Consider the following 24,096-nt stretch of genomic DNA (forward strand, 5'->3'; position numbering starts at 1 on the left):
ACCATGGCGCCCGACCCGTCCGCGCACCCTGACCTGCGGTTCGTTTACGCAGGTCAGGGCACATGACAACGGTGTTCAGTGCCGCGTTGCCCCATACCCCCCACCCGTAGTTCACTGTGATCCGGGACGCAATACGGAAAGGGCGGTCATCCCATGGGGGCCGGTCACGACCACGGGCACACGCACGGCGTAGGAGCAGGCGGCACGGCGGGCGCAGCGCACCGCGGCACGCTGCGCATCGCGCTGTCGATCACGCTCACCGTGATGGTGGTGGAGATCGTCGGCGGCATGCTCGCCGACTCGCTGGCGCTGGTCGCTGACGCCGCCCACATGGCCACCGACGCCCTCGGTCTCGGTATGGCGCTGCTGGCCATCCACTTCGCCAACCGCCCGCCGAGCCGGAACCGCACCTTCGGCTTCGCCCGCGCGGAGATCCTCGCCGCGCTCGCCAACTGCCTGCTGCTCCTCGGCGTCGGCAGCTATGTGCTCTACGAGGCGATCCAGCGGTTCCTCACCCCGACTCCCACCCATGGCGGGCTGATGATCGTGTTCGGCGGGATCGGCCTGGTGGCGAACTCGATCTCCCTCATGCTCCTGATGCGCGGCCAGAAGGAGAGCCTGAACGTGCGCGGTGCCTTCCTGGAGGTGGCCGCGGACGCGCTCGGCTCGGTGGCCGTCATGCTCTCGGCGACGGTGATCCTGCTCACCGGCTGGCAGGCCGCCGACCCCGTCGCCTCCCTCCTCATCGGCCTGCTGATCGTGCCGCGCACCTTCCGGCTGCTGCGCGAGACGCTCGACGTACTGCTGGAGGCTGCCCCGAAGAACGTCGACATGGAAGAGGTGCGGGAGCACATCCTGGCACTGGACGGCGTGGAGGACGTGCACGACCTGCACGCCTGGACGATCACCTCGGGTCTGCCGGTGCTCTCCGCGCACGTGGTCGTCCGGTCCGACGCGCTCAGCGCCACCGGCCACGAGAAGCTGCTGCACGAGCTCCAGGGCTGCCTCGGGGACCACTTCGACGTGGAGCACTGCACCTTCCAGCTGGAGCCGAGCGGGCACGCGGAGCACGAGGCCCGGCTGTGCCACTGAGGGGACACTCCCCGCGCTCCTGACCGCAGAGGGCGCCCGGCGCGCACGGCGCCCGTGCCGGTACACGGAGGCGCGGTGTGCGCCCGTGTCCTCTCCGCGGGGGCGCCCGGACGGTTCCGGGCCTGCCCGTCCGGGCACGATCACCTACGGTGCCCGGCCCGTGACAGTCGCGGCCCACGGTGCCTCGCGGGACATGCGGAGTGCCGGGAAGTGCCGGGAGTGCCGGTTTCGTACGGCAGACTTGGGACTCGAGGACCGAAGTGAAGGATGGGTATGCCGACCACACCTGCCACCGCGAAGCACAGCTCGTCGAACGGCGCCGCGGACGCGATCTTGCTGGAACTGGTCGACGAGGACGGCGTGACGATCGGCACCGCGGAGAAGCTCTCCGCCCACCAGCCACCGGGACGCCTGCACCGCGCCTTCTCCGTATTCCTGTTCGACAACCGCGGCAGGCTGCTGCTCCAGCAGCGGGCGCTGGGCAAGTACCACTCCCCCGGCGTGTGGTCCAACAGCTGCTGCGGTCACCCCTACCCCGGCGAGGCGCCCATGGCGGCGGCGGCCCGGCGTACGTACGAGGAGCTGGGGATCTCCCCGTCGCTGCTCGCCGAGGCGGGCACGGTCCGCTACCACCACCCGGACCCGGACTCGGGCCTGGTGGAGCAGGAGTACAACCACCTCTTCGTCGGCCTGGTGCAGTCCCCGCTGCGGCCCGACCCGGAGGAGGTCGGCGCCACGGCGTTCGTGACGCCCGCCGAGCTGACGGAGCGGCACGCGCGGGACACCTTCTCCGTCTGGTTCCCGACCGTGCTGGACGCGGCCCGTCCCGCGATCAGGGAACTGACGGGGCCCGCCGGCTGGTGAGCCGGGCCTCAGGGGTGCTGTTCCGGCTGGTGCGCGGGTTTGAGCGGCAGGGCGGCCCAGATCACCTTGCCGCCGCTCGCGGTGTGCTCGACGTCGCAGACCCCGCCGGCCTCCCGCGCGATCTCACGGACCAGGAGCAGCCCGCGCCCGCCGGTCCGCCCGTGGTCGGTCTCCAGGGCGGTCGGGCGGTAGGGGTGGTTGTCCTCCACGGACACCCGCACCCACTCGGCGCCGACCGCGACCTCCACGGCGAGCATCGGCGACAGCAGTGCCGCGTGCCGTACGGCGTTCGTGACCAGCTCGGACACGATCAGCAGCAGCCCGTGGACCAGGTCGTCCGAGACCGGGACGCCCTGGCGCAGCAGCAGGTCCCGGACCGCGTGCCGGGCCTGCGGGACCGAGGCGTCGACGGCGGGCGCGGTGAACCGCCAGACTCCCTCGTACGGCAGCGGATCCGGGGGTACGTCGTGGGGTACGTCGTGGAGGGGTGCCCCCGCGCCGCCCTCCGGGCGTGAGCCGTACCCGCGCCCGTGGTTGTCCATCGTCCGGTCGCCACCCTCGCGCTCGATTGTCACCACACGTCGAGTGTTGGTAACGCACCGCTCTCAGCCCAAGGACTGAACACAAGTCAGCGTGTTTCAAGCGCCTTGTGACCGTTGGCGTACGAATCCGTCACGCCAGGGATCGGTCCTGTCCCGTCCCCGCCGACATCGCGAACTTTTCGGGTTGTACGGTCCACGTGCCCCCGCGCACGGACCGCCAGGACGGCTAGTGCTGTGACCGGAAAGGTTCACCGGCTCGCGACGCCCGGCACGGCACTCCCCCAGCCTTCGGCCGGGGGTACCCCCACGCCGCGTTGTCGCATCACCCGAGTACCTCCAGTACGCGGGCAATGCTCCGCCTTGCGAGGCTCCCCCACTGCCTGAACGGCGTGGGAGGTGCCCCCAGCACCGGACGCCGTGAGCTTCCCGGCAAACCTTCCCGGCCACAGCACTAGGCCGTCCGGTCGGAGACCATGCCGACGATGCGGCGGCCGCCGAAGCCGGTCGCGATCAGGCCGAGGCCGTCGAAGAGGAGGGCGAGGGAGAAGAACGCGCCGATGACGTACTGGCTGCTGCTCGGCCAGGAGGCCAGCACCATGACGCCCAGCAGCAGGTAGAAGGCGCCCAGCAGCAGCGTCCAGCCGAACTGGGGGCCGCGCACCACGACGCTGCCGACCACCCGGAACAGGCCGCCGGTCAGGAACAGCAGGGCCGCGAACATGGTGAGCGCGGCGGCGGTCGCGTGCGGATGGCCGATGACCACCACGCCCGCCGCGATGTTCAGGGCGGCCACGATGACACCGAGCCAGAAGAAGTTCGAGCCGCGCGCCTGGACCGCGTGCAGCAGCCCGACCAGCCCGCCGATCAGCAGCAGCCAGCCGAACAGCAGCATGGAGGTGAGCGTCACGGCGGCCGTGTAGACGAGCCCGACGAGTCCGGCGACCACCAGAAGCACCCCCAGTCCGGCGAGCCAGCCGAAATCGCGGCGCATCCTCGCCGTCTCGCTGCGGGGCTTGGTGAACCTGGCCATCGGCGCCTCCTCAAAGCCGCACGATCCCCCCGGTCTCCACCCTTTGTTCCGTTTTCTGCCGTGTCGTAACTGTCCCCCACCCCTTCTTGATCAAACGCTCGGCCGGGCGGATAGCATCCGGCGCATGGAGCCGCAGTTGCTGCACGACGTCACCGACGCGGTGGCCACCGTCGTGGTCCACCACCCGGCCAAGCGCAACGCGATGACCGCCGCGATGTGGCGGGCGCTGCCACCGCTCCTGGACGGCCTCGCGGCCGATCCGGACGTCCGGGCGCTGGTGCTGACGGGGTCGGGCGCGACGTTCTGCGCCGGCGCCGACATCTCCACGCTGCGCGACTCGCCGCGGGAGGCGCAGCGCCTGGCGGGGCGGGCCGAGGAGGCGCTCGCCGCGTTCCCCAAGCCGACGCTGGCGGCGGTGCGCGGGTACTGCGTGGGCGGTGGCGCCCAGCTCGCGGCGGCCTGCGACCTGCGGTTCGCCGAGGCGGGCGCGCTGTTCGGGGTGACGCCGGCCAAGCTGGGCATCGTCTACCCCGCCTCCTCCACCCGCCGTCTGGTCTCCCTGGTGGGCCCGGCGACCGCCAAGTACCTGCTCTTCTCGGGCGAGTTGATCGACGCGGAGCGCGCGCTGCGCACCGGCCTGGTCGACGAGGTGCTGCCCGAGGGCGAACTCGCCAAGCGGATCACGGAGTTCACCAGGATCCTCACCGCGCGCTCGCAGCTGACGCAGGCCGCGGCGAAGGAGTTCGCGGACGGCCGCACGGACCGCGACGCCCACTGGGCCGAGCAGGCACACGCGAGCGACGACACCGCGGAGGGGGTCACCGCGTTCCTGGAACGCCGGACCCCCCGGTTCACCTGGAGCGTGCGGTAGGCGGCCGCCTACGTCAGCGTGAAGCGGCTGTTGGCGCGGAACTCCTCGACGAGGTGCGCGGGCGCCTTCTCCGGGGATCCGGCGTCGTAGGGCGGCTGCGGGTCGTACTCGGTCAGCAGCTGGACGGCCTGGGCGTGTTCGTCGCCGGCGATCCGGCCGAGCAGCGTCAGGCCCATGTCGATGCCCGAGGAGACGCCGGCGGCCGTGACGTACTTGCCGTCGAAGACGACCCGCTCCCCCGTGGGCTCGGCGCCGAAGCGCCTCAGCTGGTCGAGGGCCAGCCAGTGCGAGGTGGCGCGGCGGCCGTCCAGGAGCCCGGCGGCGGCGAGCAGCAGTGAGCCGGTGCACACGGAGGTGGTCCAGGTGCTGGTGGCGTCGGCGGTGCGCAGCCAGTCCAGCAGGGTCTCGTTCTCCATCTGAGCCGACTGGCCGGGGCCGCCCGGGACGACGACGATGCCGGGGTCCGTGACCTCGTCCAGGGTCCGGTCGGCGGTGAGCGCGAGGTGCCCGGTCTCGGTGCGGACGGGTCCGGTCCGTTCGGCGACGAAGACGGTCCGCGCGCCCGGAAGCCTGCCGAGGGTCTCGTACGGGCCCACGGCGTCCAGGGCGGTGAAGCGGTCGAAGAGGACGATGGCGATCTGCACGGATTTCCCTCCGGTGGGTGTCAGGTGGTGGCGGGAGCGGGGCGGAACCGCCGCCGGTACTCGGCCGGGGCGGCGCCCAGCACCTTGACGAACGCGCGCCGCATGGCCTCCGGCGTGCCGTAGCCGCTGGCGCGGGAGATCTCCTCGACGCCGTCGGCGGTGTCCTCCAGGAGCCGGCGGGCGTGTTCGAGGCGGACCCGGTCGACGTAGCGGCCGGGGGTCGTGCCGGTCTCCGCCCGGAACGCGCGGGCGAAGTGGCGCGGCGAGAGGCGGGCACGGGCGGCGAGCGCCTCGACGGACAGGTCGTCCGCCGGATGCTCGGTGATCCACTGCTGTACGTCCCGCAGGGGCTCGCGCCGGGCCGTCTGCGCGGCGAGCTGGGCGCTGAACTGGGCCTGGTTGCCGGGCCGGCGCAGGAAGACCACCAGGTGGCGGGCGACGCTCAGCGCGACGTCACGGCCGAGGTCCTCCTCGACGAGCGCGAGGGTCAGGTCGATGCCGCAGGTCACGCCGGCCGAGGTCGCCACGTCCCCGTCGCGCACGTAGACCGGGTCGGCGTGGACGTCGACGGCGGGGTGGTCGCGGGCGAGCTTGGCGCAGTACGCCCAGTGGGTCGTGGCCCGGCGGCCGTCCAGCAGGCCCGCCTCGGCCAGCAGGATCGCGCCGGTGCACACCGAGACCAGGCGCGCGGCACCCGGCCCGTGCGCGCGGACCCAGTCGACCAGCCGCGGGTCCGGCCGGCGGGTGCCCTCCCCGCCGGGCACGAGCAGCGTGTGCGGCGCGGGCGCCTCGGCGAGCGGCGAGTCCGGTACCAGGGTCAGGCCGCTGGAGCTGCGTACGGGACCGCCGTCCAGGGAGGCCGTGTGGATGCGGTACGCCCCTGGTGCGTGCCGGTCGGCACCGGCGAAGACCTCCACGGGGCCGGTGACGTCGAGGCTCTGGACGCCGTCGAAGAGGACGACGAGAACGGTTCGCTGCGCCATGCGACCGATTCTTCGCCGGCCGGAGGAGGGCCGCAATGACGGGTTTCCCACCTTTCCCGCCATGCCCGGCCCCGTCTCCGCCGGTACGGGTGCGCCTCGCCGGGTGGCGCCCTGCGGCCCGGTTGTCGGCGGGGCCTGCCACAATTGCGGCGCACACCGGAGTGGAGAAGGCGGTACGGGATCGTGACGACACCCCTCACAGCGTCCATCGAGGGCAGGATCGCCGAGGAGCTCGGCGTACGGGAGCGGCAGGTCAAGGCCGCCGTGGAGCTGCTGGACGGCGGTTCGACGGTGCCCTTCATCGCCCGCTACCGCAAGGAAGCGACCGAGATGCTCGACGACGCGCAACTGCGCACGCTCGAGGAGCGGCTGCGCTATCTGCGGGAACTGGAGGAGCGGCGGACGGCGATCCTGGAATCGGTGCGCGAGCAGGGCAAGCTCACCGAGGAACTGGAGGCGCAGATCCGCGGCGCCGAGACCAAGGCGCGGCTGGAGGACGTGTACCTGCCGTACAAGCCGAAGCGGCGGACCAAGGCGCAGATCGCCCGGGAGGCGGGCCTGGAGCCGCTGGCCGAGGGCCTGCTCGGCGACCCGGGCGTGGAGCCGCTCGCGGCGGCCGCCGCCTTCGTCGACGCGGACAAGGGCGTCGCCGATCCGCAGGCGGCCCTGGACGGCGCGCGGGCGATCCTCACCGAGCGGTTCTCGGAGGACGCCGACCTGATCGGCGAGCTGCGCGAGCGCATGTGGGTGCGCGGGCGGCTGGCCGCCAAGGTGCGGGAGGGCAAGGAGGAGGCGGGCGCCAAGTTCGCCGACTACTTCGACTTCGCCGAGCCGTTCACCGAGCTGCCCTCGCACCGGATCCTGGCGATGCTGCGGGGCGAGAAGGAGGAGGTCCTGGACCTCGTCCTGGAGCCGGAGGAGCCGGTGGACGGCCCCTCCTCGTACGAGGGGATGGTGGCCCACCGGTTCGGGATCGCCGACCGCGGCCGGCCCGCCGACAAGTGGCTCCAGGACACGGTCCGCTGGGCCTGGCGCACCCGGATCCTCGTCCACCTGGGCATCGACCTGCGCCTGCGGCTGCGCACGGCCGCGGAGGACGAGGCGGTGAACGTGTTCGCGGCCAACCTGCGCGACCTGCTGCTCGCCGCGCCGGCCGGCACCCGCTCGACCCTCGGCCTGGACCCCGGGTTCCGTACGGGTGTGAAGGTCGCCGTGGTCGACGCGACCGGCAAGGTCGTCGCCACCGACGTCGTCCACCCGCACGTTCCGGCCAACAGGTGGGACGAGGCCGTCGCCAAGCTGGCCCGGCTGGCCAAGGAGCACGCGGTCGAACTGATCGCGATCGGCAACGGCACGGCGTCCCGGGAGACCGACAAGCTGGCCGCCGACGTCATCACCAGGCACCCGGAGCTGAAGCTCACCAAGGTGATGGTGTCGGAGGCGGGCGCGTCCGTGTACTCCGCGTCGGCGTACGCCTCGCGGGAACTGCCCGACATGGACGTCTCCCTGCGCGGCGCGGTCTCCATCGCCCGCCGGCTCCAGGACCCCCTGGCCGAACTGGTCAAGATCGACCCCAAGTCGATCGGTGTCGGTCAGTACCAGCACGACCTGTCCGAGGTGAAGCTGTCCCGCTCCCTGGACGCGGTGGTCGAGGACTGTGTGAACGGCGTCGGCGTGGACGTGAACACCGCGTCCGTACCGCTGCTCGCGCGCGTCTCCGGCGTCACCTCGGGACTCGCCGAGAACATCGTGGCGCACCGGGACGCCAACGGGCCGTTCACGTCGCGGGCACAGCTGAAGAACGTCTCGCGGCTCGGTCCGAAGGCCTACGAGCAGTGCGCGGGCTTCCTGCGGATCCGCGGCGGCGACGACCCGCTGGACACCTCCAGCGTGCACCCCGAGTCCTACCCCGTGGTCCGCCGGATGGTGAAGACCACGGGCCAGGAGGTCGCCTCGCTCGTCGGCAACTCCGGGGTGCTGCGCTCGCTCAGGGCGGCCGACTTCGTGGACGACACGTTCGGTCTGCCGACGGTGACCGACATCCTGCGTGAGCTGGAGAAGCCGGGGCGTGACCCGCGGCCCGCGTTCAGGACGGCCACCTTCAAGGAGGGCGTCGAGAAGATCTCCGACCTGGCGTCCGGGATGGTCCTGGAGGGCGTGGTGACGAACGTGGCGGCGTTCGGCGCGTTCGTCGACGTCGGCGTCCACCAGGACGGTCTGGTGCACGTCTCGGCGATGTCGAAGCAGTTCGTGAAGGATCCGCGGGACGTCGTCAAGCCCGGTGACATCGTCAAGGTGAAGGTGCTGGACGTCGACATCCCGCGCAAGCGGATCTCGCTGACGCTGCGTCTGGACGACGAGGCGGCGGCGCAGGACCGCCAGGCTCAGGGCGACGGCGGCGAGCGCCGCCGGCGCGGCGGGCGCCCGCCGCAGCAGCGCCAGGGCCGCGGTGGCGGTGGCAGCGGTGGCGGCGGCGGCTCGCGCCAGGCACCCCCGCCCGCCAACAGCGCGATGGCCGACGCCCTGCGCCGCGCGGGCCTCCTCGACCCGAAAAACGCCCGCCGCTGACCCACCCGCCCCCGGACTCGCACCACCGTCGGTGGGCGGGTCCGGGGGCGAGCCTGCCGAACCGGCCGGTGACGGTCGGCGGTTGACGACCGCTACGGATGGACCGCCGACCGGACGTTACGGGCCCGCCGATGACCGGCCGGTCACGGCGGGTCACGGACGGGCCGGTGGCTGCGAGCAGTCGACCGGCCGGCGGCTGCCGGTAGTTGGCCGGGCCGGGCCGGGTGGGCCCGTTGGCCGCCCGTAGCAGCGCCGGACCGTCGACGGGGCGGCAGTGGCCACCCCGTTGGCCCGGCTCGTGGCGGCGGGGCGGTGCGGCCGGTGCCGGCGGGGGCGTTATCGCGGCGGGTGCTGGCCCGGGGGGAGTTCGGTGTGCGGGCGTGGGGTCGCGCCCGGGGGCGGCGGGCCTGGCTGGAAGGCGGCGTTGGGCCGCCCTGTTCGCATCACGTCCTCGAGTTGCCTGTGTATGGCCGTGGCCGCGTCCCGTACGCGTGCGGGCACGTCGCCTCGCTCGGCTACGAGCTGGTGATAAATGGGGGCGTCTTGGAACATGGGTGACCATGCCTTCCGATCTGCGGTTTCGTTCCGGTGGGCAACGGTGACCGAGTGTAAGACCCCGCGTCGGAGCGTTCACCGCGGGTCCCGCCAGGGCGGCACAAGGCCTAGCGTTCCGTCACTTTGCCCGCGGCGACCTCCAGTCGGCGGGTGACGCGTACGGCGTCGAGCATGCGGCGGTCGTGGGTGACCAGCAGCAGGGTGCCCTGGTAGGAGTCCAGGGCCGATTCCAGTTGCTCGATGGCCGGCAGGTCCAGGTGGTTGGTGGGCTCGTCCAGGACCAGGAGGTTGACGCCCCTGCCCTGGAGGAGAGCGAGCGCGGCCCGGGTGCGCTCGCCCGGGGAGAGCGTCGCGGCGGGACGCGTCACATGGTCCGACTTCAGGCCGAACTTGGCGAGCAGCGTGCGCGCCTCCACCGGTTCGGTGTCCGGCACCGCCGCGCAGAAGACGTCCAGCAGGGCCTCGGGGCCGTGGAAGAGGCGGCGGGCCTGGTCGACCTCACCGACCAGCACACCGGAGCCCAGGGCCGCGTGCCCGGCGTCCACCGGGATCCGCCCCAGCAGTGCGCCCAGCAGTGTCGACTTGCCCGCGCCGTTGGCGCCCGTGACCGCCACCCGGTCCGCCCAGTCGATCTGGAGGGACACCGGGCCGAGTACGAAGCCGCCGCGGCGCACCTCCGCGTCCCGGAGCGTGGTGACGACCGCGCCCGACCTCGGGGCCGACGCGATCTCCATGCGCAGCTCCCACTCCTTGCGCGGCTCCTCGACGACCTCCAGGCGCTCGATCATGCGCTGGGTCTGGCGGGCCTTCGCGGCCTGCTTCTCACTGGCCTCGCTGCGGAACTTGCGGCCGATCTTGTCGTTGTCACCGCCCGCCTTGCGCCGGGCGTTCTTCACGCCCTTGTCCATCCAGGCGCGCTGCGTCTGGGCGCGGTCCTGGAGGGCGGCCCGCTTGTCGGCGTACTCCTCGTAGTCCTCGCGGGCGTGCCGACGGGCCACCTCCCGCTCCTCCAGATAGGCCGCGTAGCCGCCGCCGTAGAGGTTGATCCGCCGCTGGGCGAGGTCGAGTTCGAGGACCTTGGTGACGGTGCGGGTGAGGAACTCGCGGTCGTGGCTGACGACGACGGTCCCGGCGCGCAGCCCGGTCACGAACCGCTCCAGGCGTTCCAGGCCGGCCAGGTCGAGGTCGTTGGTCGGCTCGTCGAGCAGGAAGACGTCGTAGCGGGACAGCAGCAGCGAGGCCAGTCCCGCGCGGGCCGCCTGGCCGCCCGAGAGGGACGTCATGGGCTGGTCGAGGCCGACGGCCAGGCCGAGTGAGTCGGCGACCTCCTCGGCGCGTTCGTCGAGGTCGGCGCCGCCGAGGCCGAGCCACCGCTCCAGGCTGGTCGCGTACGCGTCGTCCGCGCCCGGCGCTCCCTCGACGAGGGCCTGCGTGGCCTCGTCCATGGCCCGCTGGGCCCCGGCCACCCCGGTGCGCCGGGCCAGGAACTCCCGTACGGTCTCCCCGGGCCTCCGCTCCGGCTCCTGGGGAAGGTGCCCGACGCTCGCCGCCGGCGGGGACAGGGTGACCTCGCCCTGTTCCGGGGTGCTCAGCCCGGCGAGCATCCTGAGCAGCGTGGACTTGCCCGCGCCGTTGGCGCCGACCAGCCCGATCACGTCCCCGGGCGCGACGACGAGGTCCAGTCCGGCGAACAGCGCGCGGTCGCCGTGCCCGGCGGTGAGGTTCTTGGCAACGAGGGTGGCAGTCATCAGAGGACCGATCCTAATGGCCGTGCCCCGGCGCGCTCAGTGCGCCACCTCCGCAACCAGCACGCCCCCCGCCGTCCGCGCCACCACGAAGGACCTGCCCTTCACCTCCCCGGCGTCCAGCGCGAGCCGGTGCCGGCCCGGCTCCAGGACGCCGTCGAAGACCTCCTGGGTATGGCTGCGATGGAACCGGTCGAGGCGGTGGACGGTGAGCCGGACCCGGCAGGCGGAGGTGACCTCGACGTCCACCGCGCCGGGCGCGGCCGCCAGCCGGGTGAGCCGGCGCCGCTCCACGGGACCGCGGTCCAGGGCCTGTTCGACCTGGGCGACCAGGAGCGGCACGATCGGGACCGGCCCGTCGACGTGGGCCACATCGGCCCCCGCGCGCTCGAAGGCGCCCCGGACGGCGGCGCGTTCGGCCGGGCCCACCGCCGGGCCGAAGACGACGGCACCGTACTGGAGCAGTTCGCCGGCGTGGACGTGGAGCGCGTCGCGGGTGATGTCGGCGCCGATGCCGATGGCGCGCAGGGCGGCGGCGAGTCTGGCGAGGACGGCGACCCGGGCCCCGACGAGCAGCACCCGGCGGCGAGGCGCGGGGCCACCGCCGTCCAGCAGCGCGCCAAGTGCCGCGCGGTACTCGGCGCCGGCGAAACGGAACGGGCCGATGCCGTGGTAGCCGTCCCGTTCCAGGTCGGCGTGTTCGTCCGTCTGCCAGGCGAAGTCCCGCCAGACGTAGTCCGCGTCGTCCGCGCCGGTCCTCTCGATGACGGCGGTGACCGCGCCGCAGGCCAGGTCCTCGCACTCGGGGCAGCCGTAGATGAGGTACCGGCCGCCCGGCAGCGGCGCCTCGCTGTCCAGCAGCAGGCCGCGCACCTGGGCGGCGAGGATGGCGGGCGGGATGTCGGAGGCGAGCGGGGAGACCGCGTCCAGGTCGGCGAGCCGGAACAGCAGGGGCCGTCCGTCCACGACGAAGTCCACGAAGTCCCGGTGGAGCTGGTGACCGCCGTCGGCGAGGATCTCCCCGGGACGCGTCGCCGGGGCCAGGCCGAAGGTCGTGTACTCGGCAGGCATGCCGTGAGTATTCCCGGCCCGGGGGCGAGGTGAGCACGGAGTGCGCCTTCCGCTACCGTGCGCCGCGTGGACAGTGGGCCGGGTATCGAGGTGGTGGTGGTCGGCGGCGGCGTCATCGGACTGACGACGGCCGTCGTGCTGGCCGAGCGCGGCCGGCGGGTACGGGTGTGGACGCGTGAGCCGCCCGAGCGGACGACGTCGGCGGTCGCCGGGGCGCTGTGGTGGCCGTACCGGATCGAGCCGGAGTCGCTCGTCGGGGAGTGGTCGCTCGAATCCCTGGCGGTGTACGGGGAGTTGGCCGGGCGTTCCGACGAGACGGGCGTACGCCTGGTCGAGGGCGTGCACGGCGGGACGCGGCTCGACTCGCTGGGGCCGTGGGCGGCGCGGGTGCCCGGCCTGCGCCCGGCGCACGCCGGGGAGTGGGCGGCGGGCACGGCGCTGTGGGCGCGGCTTCCGCTGATCGACATGCCGGCTCATCTGGCGTGGCTGCGGGAGCGGTTGACCGCGGCGGGCGGCATCGTGGAGGAACGGGAAGTGACGGATCTGGCGGCGGTCGGCGCCCCGGTCGTCGTGAACTGCACCGGCCTCGGCGCCCGTGCGCTCGTCCCCGATCCCGCGATGCGTCCCGTGCGCGGTCAGCTCGTCGTCGTGGAGAACCCGGGGATCGCGACGTGGCTGACGTCCGTCGACCCCGCCTCGGATTCCCCCACCTACGTCTTCCCGCAGCCGGGCCGGCTCCTCCTCGGCGGCACGGCCGAGGAGGACGACTGGTCGCTGACGCCCGATCCGGCGGTGGCCGAGCGGATCGTCGAGCGGTGTGCGGCCCTCCGGCCGGAGATCGCCGGGGCGCGGGTGCTGGAGCACCGGGTCGGGCTGCGGCCGACCCGGCACGCGGTACGGCTGGAGCGCGAGGAACTGCCGGACGGGCGGGTGCTGGTGCACAACTACGGGCACGGCGGGGCCGGGGTCACCGTGGCCTGGGGCTGTGCGCGCCGGGCGGCCGCGCTGGCGTACCCGGCCGCCTGAGCGGGTTGGGGCGGGAAAGGCCCCTGAGCATGTTTCACCCATGACGGCCGAATGGCGATCGTGTGACGGGGGTGGGCATGGACACGCCCGCGACCACCGGGACTCAATAGGCTCCGAACGAACCTCGTGCCCCTATGACTTGGAGCTGACGTGCACCGCAGAATGATCGCGCCGGGCGCACTGGCGGCGGCCACCCTGCTGCTGGCGATCCCGGCATCGGCCGCGAGCCACTCCCCCGGCGCGCCGGGCATCGGCGACCCCTACTACCCGTACTACGGCAACGGCGGATACGACGTCTCCCACTACGACCTCAGGCTGAAGTACCAGCCGGCCACGGACGAGCTGGAGGGCACGGCGACGATCGAGGCGCGGACCACGCAGGACCTGTCCAGCTTCGACCTGGACTTCCTGCTGGACGTCAGCGAGGTGCGGGTCAACGGCGCGACGGCCGCCTTCGCCGCCTCCGGTCAGCACGAACTGGTGGTCACCCCGAAGAAGCCGCTGGCCAGGAACACGCCGATCACCGTGGTGGTCCGCTACAGCGGGGTGCCGTCCACGAAGAGCGCGTACGGCTTCACCACCTGGCACCGCACCCCGGACGGCGGGATCGCAGCGGACGAGCCGGAGGCGGCCTGGTGGTGGTTCCCGAGCAACGACCACCCGAGTGACAAGGCCACCTATGACGTGTCGGTGGCCGTGCCGGACGGCACGCAGGCGATCTCCAACGGCACCCTCCAGTCGACCGCCTCGCAGCTCGGCTGGACCCGGTACAACTGGCGCCAGAACAAGCCGCAGGCCACGTATCTGGCCACGCTCGCGATCGGGAAGTTCGACATCACGACGGGCACGTCGGAGGGCGGCGTCCCCGTCCTCAACGCCTACAGCAGGGACCTCGGCGACAACGCGGGGGCGGCGCGCGCGAGCGTCGAGCGCACCGGGGAGATCGTCGACTGGCTGAGCGGCTATTTCGGGCCGTATCCGTTCAGCTCGGCCGGCGGCTATGTGCCGAACACGACGACCGGGTACGCGCTGGAGACCCAGACCCGGGTGTACTACAGCCCGAGGCAGTTCGCCAACGGCTCCAACACGTCCGTCGTCGTGCACGAGCTGGCCCACCAGTGGTACGGCGACAGCGTGTCGCTCAAGGGCTGGAAGGACATCTGGATCAACGAGGGCTTCGCGCGCTACGCCCAGTGGCTGTGGTCCGAGCACGAGGGGGAGGGCACCGCGCAGGAGCTGGCGGACTGGGTCTACGCCTCGCACCCCGCCGACGACCCCTTCTGGACGGTCGCGCCGGGCGACCCGGGTCCGGACGACCAGTTCGACATCGCGGTCTACGACCGGGGCGCGCTCGCCGTCCAGGCGCTGCGCAACGAGATCGGCGACAAGGCGTTCTTCGCCCTCCTGAAGGGCTGGCCGAAGAAGCACGCGTACGGCAACGCCTCCGTGGCCGACTTCCAGGAGTACGCCGAGAAGATCTCCGGCAAGCCGCTCGCGGCCCTCTTCGACACGTGGCTGTTCCAGCCGTCCAAGCCGGCCGCCCCGGCCGCGCGCGCGGCGTCCCTGGCGACGACGCCGGCGGCTCCCGAGCAGCCGAGGTCGTGGAAGAAGATCGAGGCGACGAACGACGTGCACACGAGGTGACCCACGGCCGGGCGGCAGGGACGGACCCCGGGCCGCCCGGCCTCACCCCTCGTGGTCGTACACCGTCACCGCGATCCCCCGGCGCACCAGCCGCTTGTCGATCAGCGGCTCGATCCGGTCCCAGGTGCCGCCGGCCAGGCCGCAGCCGATCCGGGGCATGTGGACGGACGCGTCGAGCTCGGCCGCACGGACCGCGAGCCGGTCCAGTGCGGTGTCGATCGCCTCGTACCGCACGGGCGCGACGGCCTCGCCTCTGCGCCGGATGCCACGTTGGCCGATCATGTTGGCCACCCACACATCCGGCTCCACCCGGACGAGCTGGACGGCGCCGAGGCCGAAGTCGTTGTCCGCACGGTCCCGGTACCAGGCCCGGTAGGCGGCCTCCGGCTCCGGCCGGCGCCGGGAGAGGGCCTGGACGAAGCCCCTCCCCCAGGCGCCGATGTCGTTGCAGACGTGGGCCATCACCTTCACGCCCTCGGCCGAGGGCTCGGTGGCGTCACCCCGGATGTACGTGATCTCCGGCATGACGCCACCGTACGGGGTGGCACCGACAGCGGGGTGGGGGCCGCTACTCCGTGATTTCGGAGAGCTCCCGGTCGGCCGTCCGGGAGACGCGGCGGCGGACGCCGAACCAGCCGGCGACCAGGAGGAGGGCGATCAGCGGGATCAGCAGGAGGGTCTTGCGGCCCACCTCGGGGTCGTTCCACATCATGCCGAGGCAGCCGACGAAGAACGCGATCGTGGCGATCTCGGTGACCGGGCTGCCGGGAAGGCGGAAGTGCGGGCGGGTGAGCAGGCCGGCCTTGGCGCGGCGGACGAAGACCAGGTGGCAGATCATGATCGTCACCCAGGTGCTGACGATGCCGAGGGAGGCGACGTTCAGCACGATCTCGAAGGCCTGGCTGGGCATGAGGTAGTTCAGGCCGACGCCGAGCACACAGACCGCGCAGGTCAGGAGGATGCCGCCGTAGGGGACCCGGGTGCGGCTCATCACCCCGGTGAACTTCGGAGCGGAGCCCGCCGCGGCCATGGAGCGCAGGATGCGGCCGGTGGTGTACAGGCCGGAGTTCAGCGACGACATGGCGGCCGTGAGGACGACGAGGTTCATGACGTCACCGGCCGCCGGGACGCCGATCCTCGACAGGACGGTGACGAAGGGGCTCTCCCCGGCCGAGTAGACCGAACCGGGCAGCAGCAGGGCGAGCAGGATGACCGAGCCGACGTAGAACAGGCCCACGCGCCACATGATCGAGTTCACCGCGCGCGGGATGATCTTCTCCGGCTCGGCGGTCTCACCGGCGGCGACACCGATCATCTCCAGGGCGGAGTAGGCGAAGATCACGCCCTGCATGACGAGGACGACCGGCATCACGCCGTGCGGGAAGAACCCGCCGTGGTCGGTGATCGAGCTCAGGCCCGGGGTCCTGCCGCCGACGTCGTGCTGCGTGGCCAGCAGGAAGATGCCGATCAGCATGAAGCCGACCAGGGTGGCGACCTTGATGATCGCGAACCAGAACTCCATCTCGCCGAAGATCTTCACCGAGATCAGGTTGATGGCGAGGACCACGGCGAGGGCGATCAGCGCGAGCACCCACTGCGGAACGGACGTGAACATGCTCCAGTAGTGCGTGTAGAGCGCGATCGCCGTGATGTCGGCGATACCGGTCGTCGACCAGTTCAGGAAGTACATCCAGCCGGCGACGTAGGCGCCCTTCTCACCGAGGAACTCACGCGCGTACGACACGAAGGAGCCGGACGAGGGCCGGTACAGGACCAGCTCGCCTAGGGCACGGACGACGAAGAACGCGAAGATGCCGCACACGAGGTAGGCCAGCGCGAGGGCGGGGCCCGCGTTGTGCAGGCGACCGCCCGCTCCCAGGAAGAGTCCGGTGCCGATCGCCCCACCGATGGCGATCATGTTGACGTGGCGGTGCTTGAGGTCCTTGCTGTATCCGGCGTCGCCCGCGTCAGCGGGCGTCCCGGTCGCCTGGTGGGAGGCGACCTGTGCCGTGGGCACGGCGTCCTTGCTCAAGGGTGGTTCCACTTTCTGGTGCCCGGGCGCCTGCGCCCGGGTGTCCGTACGTGATCCGGCCCGCACCACCCATGTCGCGGCACAGACCAGAAGGGCAGCTTCCCCGGCTGTCGATTCCCCTGCGATGGCGTACGTCACAGAGCGGGACTTCTCACACGCGTCATTCACTCATCGGTCACCAGCCGTACATCGGCAGGTCAGGGCTTTCACAGCATCGGTGGGACAGCGATACTGCTGCGATGACGACCGACGCCGACGAGCCGACCCTCACGATCGACGAGCTGGCCGCGCGGGCCGGCGTCACGGTGCGCACGGTCCGCTTCTACAGCGGCCGGGGCCTGCTGCCGCCGCCGGTGATCGGTCCGCGCCGGGTGGGCCGCTACGGCCGGGAGCACCTGGCGCGCCTGGCGCTGATCGAGGAGATGCAGCTGCGGGGCATGACGCTCGCCGCGATCGAGCGCCATCTGCGCCAGCTGCCGCCGGACCTCACCCCGCACGACCTGGCCATCCACCGCGCGGTGGTCGCGTCCTGGGCGCCGGACACCGTGGAGTCGCTGTCCCGGCGGGAGCTGGAGCGCCGGGCCGGCCGGCCGATCGGCGAGGAGGACGTCGAGCGGCTGGCCGCGATGAACGTCGTCGAGGCCGACGGCGAGTCCTTCCGCGTCGACTCCGGTCTGCTGCGGCTCGGCGTGGAACTCCTGGACGTACCCCTGTCCCAGGAGACGATCCTCGCCGCCCGTACGGTGCTGACCGAGCACGCGCGTACGGCCGCCCACGAGCTGTCGAAGCTGCTGCGTGACGCCGTCGCCGAACGCGACACCCGGGATGTGAAGTCCCTGTCCGCCCATATGCACCCCCTGGTGGTGCAGGCCCTGCTCACCACCTTCCAGCGCTCGCTGAAGGAGGAGCTGCGGGAGTGGCTGGACACGGCCGGGCGGGAAGGCCCCCGGGAAGCGGATCCCCGGGGGCCTCAGGAGCCGCCGTCCGGCTGAGCGGCCCGTCAGCGCGCGTCGGTGAAGGACTCCCCCTTCTCCGCCTTCGCCACCAGCAGCGCCGGCGGGGTGAACCGCTCGCCGTAGCGCTCGGCGAGTTCCCGCGCGCGTCCCACGAAGCCGGGCAGACCGGCCCCTGCCCCGGCGCCGCCGTCGTAGCCGTTGATGTACTGCAGCACCCCGCCGGTCCAGCCGGGGAAGCCGATGCCGAGGACCGAGCCGATGTTGGCGTCGGCGACGGAGGTCAGGACGCCCTCCTCCAGGAGCCTGACCGTGTCGAGCGCCTCGGCGAAGAGCATGCGCTCCTGCATGTCCCGGAACGGGATCTCGTACCCCGGTGTCGTGAAGTGCTCACGCAGACCCGGCCACAGTCCGGCGCGAGCGCCGTCCTCGCCGTAGTCGTAGAAGCCGGCGCCGCCGCCGCGGCCCGTGCGGCCGAACTCGTCGACCATGCGGTCGACGATCGCGTCCGCGGGGTGCGGGGTCCAGGTGCCGCCCGCCTCCTCCACCGCCCGCCGCGACTCGGCCCGGATCTTCCGGGGCAGGGTGAGGGTCAGCTCGTCCATCAGGGACAGCACCTTGGCCGGGTAGCCCGCCTGGGCCGCCGCCTGTTCCACCGACGCGGGCTCGATGCCCTCGCCGACCATCGCCACGCCCTCGTTGATGAACTGGCCGATGACCCGGGAGGTGAAGAAGCCGCGCGAGTCGTTGACGACGATCGGGGTCTTGTTGATCTGCCGGACCAGGTCGAAGGCGCGGGCCAGCGCCTCGTCGCCGGTGCGCTCGCCCTTGATGATCTCGACCAGGGGCATCTTGTCCACGGGTGAGAAGAAGTGCAGCCCGATGAAGTCGGCCTGGCGCTCCACGCCTTCGGCGAGCAGGGTGATCGGCAGGGTGGAGGTGTTGGAGCACAGCAGCGCGTCCGGCGCGACGACCTGCTCGATCTCCTGGAACACCTTGTGCTTGAGCGCCGGGTCCTCGAAGACGGCCTCGATCACGGCGTCGCAGCCCGCGAGGTCGGCGACCTCCGCGGTGGGCGTGATGCGGGCGAGCACCGCGTCCGCCTTCTCCTGGCTGGTACGGCCCTTGGCGACGGCCTTGGCGCACAGCTTCTCCGAGTAGCCCTTGCCCTTGGCGGCGGCCTCCGGGGACACGTCCTTCAGGACGACCTCGATGCCCGCGCGGGCGCACGCGTAGGCGATGCCCGCGCCCATCATCCCGGCGCCGAGGACGGCCACCTTGCGGACCTGGCGGGGTTCGACGCCCTGGGGCCGGCTGGCGCCGGAGTTGACGGCCTGGAGGTCGAAGAAGAACGCCTGGATCATGTTCTTCGAGGTCTGCCCCGCGGCCAGTTCGACGAAGTAGCGGGCCTCGATGACCTGGGCGGTCTCGAAGTCGACCTGGGCACCCTCGACGGCGGCGGCCAGGATGTTGCGCGGGGCCGGGTAGGGGGCGCCGTTCGTCTGCTTGCGCAGACTGGCCGGGAAGGCGGGCAGGTTGGCGGCGAACTTCGGGTTCGCCGGGGTGCCGCCCGGGATGCGGTAGCCGGGTTTGTCCCAGGGCTGGCCGGACTCGGGGTTGGCGTCGATGAAGGCGCGGGCCTTGGCCAGCAACTCCTCCTGGGAAGTGGCCACTTCGTCGACGAGCCCGTTCTCCTGGGCGCGCCGCGCGTTGTACTGGGTGCCCTGGAGCAGCACCTTGAGCAGGGCGTCGGTGATGCCCAGCAGCCGTACGGTGCGGACCACCCCGCCGCCGCCGGGGAGCAGGCCGAGGGTCACCTCGGGGCAGCCGATCCTCGTACCGGGGGTGTCGAGCGCGATCCGGTGGTGGCAGGCCAGGGCGAGTTCGTAACCGCCGCCCAGGGCCGCGCCGTTGATCGCGGCGACGACGGGCTTGCCCAGGGTCTCGATACGGCGCAGGTTCCGCTTGAGCGCGAGGCCGCCGTCGAACAGCTCCTGGGCGGTGTCCGGGGTGACCCGGATCAGGTCGCGCAGGTCGCCGCCCGCGAAGAAGGTCTTCTTCGCGGAGGTGAGGATGATGCCGCGGACGGACTCCCGCTCCGTCTCCAGCCGGTCGGCGACGGCGGCGAGGGAGTCACGGAACGCCTGGTTCATCGTGTTCGCGGACTGGTTGGGGTCGTCGAGGACGAGGGTGACGACGCCGGTGTCGTCCTGCTCCCAGCGGATGGTGGTGCTCTCGGTCATGTCGGGGTCTCCGTTGAAGTCTGGGTTCTGAGGGCGCCGCTGGGGGCGGGTCAGACGCGCTCGACGATCGTGGCGATGCCCATGCCGCCGCCGACGCAGAGGGTCGCGAGGCCGTAGCGCTTGTCCTGGCGCTCCAGTTCGTCGACGAGGGTGCCGAGGATCATCGCGCCGGTCGCGCCGAGCGGGTGGCCCAGCGCGATGGCGCCGCCGTTGACGTTGACCTTGTCCAGGGACAGGCCCATGTCCTTCACGAAGCGCAGCACGACCGCCGCGAACGCCTCGTTGATCTCGACGAGGTCGATGTCGTCGATGGTCAGGCCGGCCCTGGCGAGTGCCTTGCGGGTGGCGGGAGCGGGCCCGGTGAGCATGATGGTGGGCTCGGAGCCGGAGACGGCGGCGGAGACGATCCGCGCGCGGGGGGTGAGTCCGTACCGCTCGCCGACCTCGCGGGAGCCGATGGCGACGAGCGAGGCGCCGTCGACGATGCCGGAGGAGTTGCCCGCGTGGTGGACGTGGTCGATCTTCTCCACCCAGTGGTACTTCTGCAGGGCGACGGCGTCGAAGCCGCCCAGCTCGCCGATGTCCGCGAAGGACGGCTTGAGCGCCGCCAGCGAGTCGGCGGTGGTGCCGGGGCGCGGATGCTCGTCGTGGTCGAGGACGACGAGCCCGTTGCGGTCCCTGACCGGGACGACGGAGCGGTCGAAGCGGCCCTCCTTCCAGGCGGTGACCGCGCGCTCCTGGGACAGGGCCGCGTACTCGTCGACGTCCCGCCGGGAGAAGCCCTCGATGGTGGCGATCAGGTCGGCGCCGATGCCCTGCGGTACGAAGTTGACGGCGAGGTTGGTCATCGGGTCGTTGAACCAGGCGCCGCCGTCGGAGGCCATCGGCACCCGGGACATCGACTCGACACCGCCCGCGAGGACCAGGTCCTCCCAGCCGGAGCGCACCTTGGCGGCGGCCAGGTTGACGGCCTCCAGGCCGGAGGCGCAGAAGCGGTTCTCCTGTACACCGGCCACCGTGTCCGGCAGTCCCGCGGCGATGGCGGCGATCCGGGCGATGTCGGAGCCCTGGTCGCCGATCGGGCCGACGACGCCGAGCACGATGTCGTCGACGGCGGCCGGGTCGAGTCCGGGGAAGCGGTCGCGGATCTCGTGGATGAGGCCGACGACCAGGTCGATGGGCTTCGTGCCGTGCAGGGCGCCGTTGGCCTTGCCGCGCCCGCGGGGGGTGCGGATCGCGTCGTACACGTACGCTTCGGTGCTCACTGACAAGCCTTTCGACGAGGGTGGTGTCCTGGGGACGGTTGGGAGGACCCGGGGGCGGGTCGGGGGAGCGTGTCGCGGTCGTGGGTCCGTCAGGAGCCGTCCTCCCCCTCATCTGCCGTCCCGTCCGTCCGGGCCGTCCCGGCCGTCCTAGCCGTCCTGGCCGTCCTGGCCTCCCCGTCCTTGCCGACCTCCAGGAGTGCGGGCAGGTCCCAGTCGCGGGCCACGGTTGCCGTGCCGTCGCCGGGCTGGGCGGGGCCGGTGCGGACGGCGGTGGGGGTGGCGGAGAAGCGGGGCGCGGGGGCGGGCTGGGTGAGGCCGGAGTGCTCCGTGAAGGTGCCGCGGGCGGCGAGGTGCGGGTGGTGCGGGGCCTCGCGCAGCGACAGCACGGGGGCCACGCAGGCGTCCGAGCCCTCGAAGACCGCGGTCCACTCCTGCTGGGTGCGGGACTTGAAGCGGGCGGCGACCGCCTCGCGCAGTTCCCCCCAGCGAGTGTGGTCGGTACGGGCCCCGGCGTGCTCCGCCAGGCCGAGCAGTCCGGTGAACTCGTCGTAGAACCGCTGCTCCAGGGCGCCGACCGCCATGTACCGGCCGTCCGCGGTCTCGTAGGTGCCGTAGTAAGGGCAGCCGCCGTCCAGGAGGTTGGCCCCGCGGCGGTCCTGCCAGACGCCGGCGGCGAGCATGCCGTGGATCATCGCGGAGAGGTGGGCGGTGCCGTCGACGATCGAGGCGTCCACGACCTGTCCGGTGCCGGTCGCGCGCGCGTGGTGCAGGGCGGCGAGGACGCCGGCCACGAGATAGAGGGAGCCGCCGGCGTAGTCGCCGAGCAGGTTGGCGGGAACGGCCGGGGGCGCGTCCGGTTCGCCGATCATGCCGAGGGTGCCGGTCACGGCGATGTAGGCGATGTCGTGTCCCGCGCGCGGGGCGAGCGGTCCGTCCTGGCCCCATCCGGTCATCCGGCCGTAGACCAGCCGCGGGTTGCGGGCGTGGCAGGCCCCGGGGCCGACGCCGAGGCGCTCGGCGACGCCGGGGCGGTAGCCCTCGATGAAAATGTCGGCGCGGGCGGCGAGGTCGAGGACGCGGGCGGGGCCGCCCGGGGACTTGAGGTCGACGACCACCGAGCGCTTGTTGCGGTTGGTGATGTCGTGGGCGGGGTCGATGCCGAGTCCGGTGCCGCCGGGGCGGTCCACCCGGACGACGTCGGCGCCCAGGTCGGCCAGCAGCATCGCGGCGAACGGGCCGGGGCCGATGCCGGCCAGTTCGACCACGCGCACACCGGTCAGCGGGCCGTGCGGCCCCGCCGCCTCTGCCGTTGCCATCCGGTCCCCTCACTGTGACACAACCGATGTAACACCGATGATGCTAAGAACGTGTTCCAGCGGATACAAGCCCTCGGCGAGCAAGCGCTTAGCCGAGGCGTACCCGCTGGCCTCGTGGCCGTATCCCGCACCGTCGCGCCTTCACCTGCCGGGCCCTCGCCGCCGGACCGCGCACCCCTCACGCTAGCCTCGGCCACGGACCGCGGCGCGGGCTGCGAGAGCGAGGGGTGTCATGAGCAGGCTGAGGAACTCCGACCGTCCGTACGACATCGTCCTCTTCGGAGCCACCGGCTTCGTGGGGGCGCTCACCGCCGAGTACCTCGCCGCGCACGCCCCCGAGGGGCTGCGCTGGGCCATCGCCGGACGCGGTGAGGAGCGGCTCCGGGAACTGCGCGAGCGACTGCCCTCGGGTGCGTCCGTCGGAGTGCTGCGCGCGGACGCGGCCGACCCGGACTCCCTGCGCGACCTCGCCCGGCAGGCCCGCGTGCTGGCCACGACCGTGGGCCCGTACGCGGCCGTGGGCGAGGAACTCGTCGCCGCCTGCGCCGACAGCGGCACGGACTACCTGGACCTGTGCGGCGAGCCCGAGTTCGTGGACCTGGTGTACGTCCGGCACGACGCACGCGCGCGCGAGACCGGGGCGCGCCTGGTGCACGCCTGCGGCTTCGACTCCGTCCCGCCCGACCTGGGCGTGTACTTCACCGTCCGGCAGCTGCCGGAGGGCGTACCGCTGACCGTGGACGGATACGTCCGGGCGGACGCCGCCTTCTCGGGTGGGACCCTCGCGTCGGCGCTCAGCCAGTTCGCCCGTCCCCTGCGGATCCGGGCCGCCGCGCGGGACCGGGCGCGGCACGAGCCGCGGCTGCTGGGGCGGCGGGCGGTCACGCCGACGGGCGCGCCGCGGTTCGCCGGGGAGGTGGGTGCCTGGGCGGTGCCGCTGCCGACCATCGACCCGCAGATCGTGCGGCGTTCCGCGCGCGTGCTGGAACGTTACGGCCCGGACTTCCGCTACCGCCACTACGCGGCCGTACGGCACCTGCCGGTCGCCGTGGGCGGTGCCGCCGCCCTCGGCGCGGTCATGGCCGCCGCCCAACTGCCGCCCGCCCGGCGCTGGTTGTCCGGACGGCTGCAGCCCGGTGAGGGGCCGAGCGCGGAGAAGCGGGCCAGGAGCTGGTTCTCGGTGCGGTTCGTGGGCGAGGGCGGCGGACGGCGGGTGTTCACCGAGGTGGCGGGCGGCGACCCGGGGTACGGCGAGACGGCGAAGATGTTCGCCGAGTCGGCGCTCGCTCTGGCGCTCGACGACCTCCCGCGGACGGCGGGCCAGGTCACCACGGCGGTGGCCATGGGCGACGCCCTTATCGACCGCCTGCGCCGGGCGGGCATCACTTTCCGGATCGCGACGAGCCGCTAGTGCTGTGACCGGAGCACGGCGGCACCGGACTACAGCGACCAGTCGGCCACGGTCCAGATCATCCCGGCTATCCAGCCGAGCGCGGCCAGTACGGCCAGGATCAGGGTGGCGTTCACGGCACGCTCGACGGGGCGGGCCGGGTCGGCGAGGGGCTTGTGGGAACGGTGCGTCGTCATGCGCCCCAGCCTGCCCACAGGCCCCGGTGGGCACATCCGTACGGATACTCAGACGGCGTACTCAG

At 72.5% G+C, this 24,096-nt stretch carries 20 protein-coding genes; 8 read left to right on the plus strand and 12 right to left on the minus strand.

Going from position 1 to position 24,096, the window contains the following annotated elements:
• Positions 1-153: 153 nt before the first annotated feature.
• Entirely contained in the window at positions 154-1,092 is a 939-nt protein-coding gene (locus tag ACIQMV_RS16200) for a cation diffusion facilitator family transporter (protein ID WP_141356293.1), read from the plus strand.
• Positions 1,093-1,365: 273 nt separating this feature from the next.
• Positions 1,366-1,956 carry an isopentenyl-diphosphate Delta-isomerase gene (idi, locus tag ACIQMV_RS16205; RefSeq protein ID WP_402593272.1) on the plus strand — a complete coding sequence of 197 codons (591 nt, stop codon included), beginning with the start codon at positions 1,366-1,368 and terminating at the stop codon, positions 1,954-1,956.
• 8 nt (positions 1,957-1,964) lie between these two features.
• On the opposite strand, the gene ACIQMV_RS16210 is transcribed toward idi, so the two are convergent.
• Positions 1,965-2,498: an ATP-binding protein gene (locus ACIQMV_RS16210; protein ID WP_402593529.1), complete on the minus strand. Its 534-nt coding sequence runs from the start codon at positions 2,496-2,498 to the stop codon at positions 1,965-1,967.
• 451 nt (positions 2,499-2,949) lie between these two features.
• A complete protein-coding gene (locus tag ACIQMV_RS16215) occupies positions 2,950-3,528 on the minus strand; it encodes an HdeD family acid-resistance protein (RefSeq protein ID WP_402593274.1) in 579 nt (192 codons plus the stop codon).
• A 124-nt stretch (positions 3,529-3,652) separates the two neighbouring features.
• Here ACIQMV_RS16215 and ACIQMV_RS16220 point away from each other — a divergent pair, with 124 nt between their 5' ends.
• Complete coding sequence (locus tag ACIQMV_RS16220) at positions 3,653-4,399, plus strand: enoyl-CoA hydratase/isomerase family protein (RefSeq protein WP_402593276.1); 747 nt, start codon at positions 3,653-3,655, stop codon at positions 4,397-4,399.
• An 8-nt stretch (positions 4,400-4,407) separates the two neighbouring features.
• Here ACIQMV_RS16220 and ACIQMV_RS16225 read toward each other — a convergent pair whose 3' ends face one another.
• Together ACIQMV_RS16225 and ACIQMV_RS16230 are read right to left on the minus strand one after the other, a co-directional pair.
• Positions 4,408-5,043, minus strand: coding sequence for a DJ-1/PfpI family protein (locus tag ACIQMV_RS16225; RefSeq protein ID WP_141356301.1), 636 nt, complete (start codon positions 5,041-5,043; stop codon positions 4,408-4,410).
• A gap of 20 nt (positions 5,044-5,063) precedes the next feature.
• Positions 5,064-6,026, minus strand: coding sequence for a GlxA family transcriptional regulator (locus ACIQMV_RS16230; protein ID WP_402593279.1), 963 nt, complete (start codon positions 6,024-6,026; stop codon positions 5,064-5,066).
• A gap of 183 nt (positions 6,027-6,209) precedes the next feature.
• Here ACIQMV_RS16230 and ACIQMV_RS16235 point away from each other — a divergent pair, with 183 nt between their 5' ends.
• Positions 6,210-8,594, plus strand: coding sequence for a Tex family protein (locus ACIQMV_RS16235; protein ID WP_402593281.1), 2,385 nt, complete (start codon positions 6,210-6,212; stop codon positions 8,592-8,594).
• A 662-nt stretch (positions 8,595-9,256) separates the two neighbouring features.
• On the opposite strand, the gene ACIQMV_RS16240 is transcribed toward ACIQMV_RS16235, so the two are convergent.
• Both ACIQMV_RS16240 and ACIQMV_RS16245 read right to left on the minus strand, forming a co-directional pair.
• A complete protein-coding gene (locus tag ACIQMV_RS16240) occupies positions 9,257-10,897 on the minus strand; it encodes an ABC-F family ATP-binding cassette domain-containing protein (protein ID WP_402593283.1) in 1,641 nt (546 codons plus the stop codon).
• A gap of 36 nt (positions 10,898-10,933) precedes the next feature.
• A complete protein-coding gene (locus ACIQMV_RS16245) occupies positions 10,934-11,965 on the minus strand; it encodes an oxidoreductase (RefSeq protein WP_402593285.1) in 1,032 nt (343 codons plus the stop codon).
• A 90-nt stretch (positions 11,966-12,055) separates the two neighbouring features.
• Here ACIQMV_RS16245 and ACIQMV_RS16250 point away from each other — a divergent pair, with 90 nt between their 5' ends.
• On the plus strand, positions 12,056-12,991 hold the full coding sequence (locus ACIQMV_RS16250; protein ID WP_402593531.1) for an FAD-dependent oxidoreductase: 936 nt from the start codon (positions 12,056-12,058) through the stop codon (positions 12,989-12,991).
• 150 nt (positions 12,992-13,141) lie between these two features.
• Positions 13,142-14,635: a M1 family metallopeptidase gene (locus tag ACIQMV_RS16255; protein WP_402593287.1), complete on the plus strand. Its 1,494-nt coding sequence runs from the start codon at positions 13,142-13,144 to the stop codon at positions 14,633-14,635.
• A 42-nt stretch (positions 14,636-14,677) separates the two neighbouring features.
• On the opposite strand, the gene ACIQMV_RS16260 is transcribed toward ACIQMV_RS16255, so the two are convergent.
• Positions 14,678-15,160, minus strand: a complete 483-nt coding sequence (locus tag ACIQMV_RS16260) for a macro domain-containing protein (protein WP_402593289.1) — start codon at positions 15,158-15,160, stop codon at positions 14,678-14,680.
• 43 nt (positions 15,161-15,203) lie between these two features.
• On the minus strand, positions 15,204-16,667 hold the full coding sequence (locus ACIQMV_RS16265; RefSeq protein ID WP_402593292.1) for an amino acid permease: 1,464 nt from the start codon (positions 16,665-16,667) through the stop codon (positions 15,204-15,206).
• 239 nt (positions 16,668-16,906) lie between these two features.
• On the opposite strand from ACIQMV_RS16265, the gene ACIQMV_RS16270 reads away from it, so the two are divergent.
• Entirely contained in the window at positions 16,907-17,659 is a 753-nt protein-coding gene (locus ACIQMV_RS16270; protein ID WP_402593294.1) for a MerR family transcriptional regulator, read from the plus strand.
• An 8-nt stretch (positions 17,660-17,667) separates the two neighbouring features.
• On the opposite strand, the gene ACIQMV_RS16275 is transcribed toward ACIQMV_RS16270, so the two are convergent.
• The 3 genes from ACIQMV_RS16275 to ACIQMV_RS16285 form a co-directional block, all read right to left on the minus strand.
• Positions 17,668-19,863, minus strand: a complete 2,196-nt coding sequence (locus ACIQMV_RS16275) for a 3-hydroxyacyl-CoA dehydrogenase NAD-binding domain-containing protein (protein ID WP_402593296.1) — start codon at positions 19,861-19,863, stop codon at positions 17,668-17,670.
• Between the two features lie 50 nt (positions 19,864-19,913).
• Positions 19,914-21,128, minus strand: coding sequence for an acetyl-CoA C-acetyltransferase (locus ACIQMV_RS16280; RefSeq protein WP_141356331.1), 1,215 nt, complete (start codon positions 21,126-21,128; stop codon positions 19,914-19,916).
• 89 nt (positions 21,129-21,217) lie between these two features.
• Entirely contained in the window at positions 21,218-22,444 is a 1,227-nt protein-coding gene (locus ACIQMV_RS16285) for a CaiB/BaiF CoA transferase family protein (RefSeq protein WP_402593297.1), read from the minus strand.
• Between the two features lie 232 nt (positions 22,445-22,676).
• Between ACIQMV_RS16285 and ACIQMV_RS16290 the strand changes: the two genes are divergently transcribed.
• The gene (locus tag ACIQMV_RS16290; RefSeq protein ID WP_141356335.1) at positions 22,677-23,855 is read left to right on the plus strand and encodes a trans-acting enoyl reductase family protein; all 1,179 of its coding nucleotides are present in this window, start codon (positions 22,677-22,679) and stop codon (positions 23,853-23,855) included.
• Positions 23,856-23,884: 29 nt separating this feature from the next.
• Here ACIQMV_RS16290 and mmpA read toward each other — a convergent pair whose 3' ends face one another.
• The gene (mmpA, locus tag ACIQMV_RS16295; protein WP_172632784.1) at positions 23,885-24,031 is read right to left on the minus strand and encodes a morphogenic membrane protein MmpA; all 147 of its coding nucleotides are present in this window, start codon (positions 24,029-24,031) and stop codon (positions 23,885-23,887) included.
• Between the last annotated feature and the right edge of the window lie 65 nt (positions 24,032-24,096).

Source organism: Streptomyces sp. NPDC091412, from assembly GCF_044756885.1.
Classification (GTDB): Bacteria; Actinomycetota; Actinomycetes; order Streptomycetales; family Streptomycetaceae; genus Streptomyces.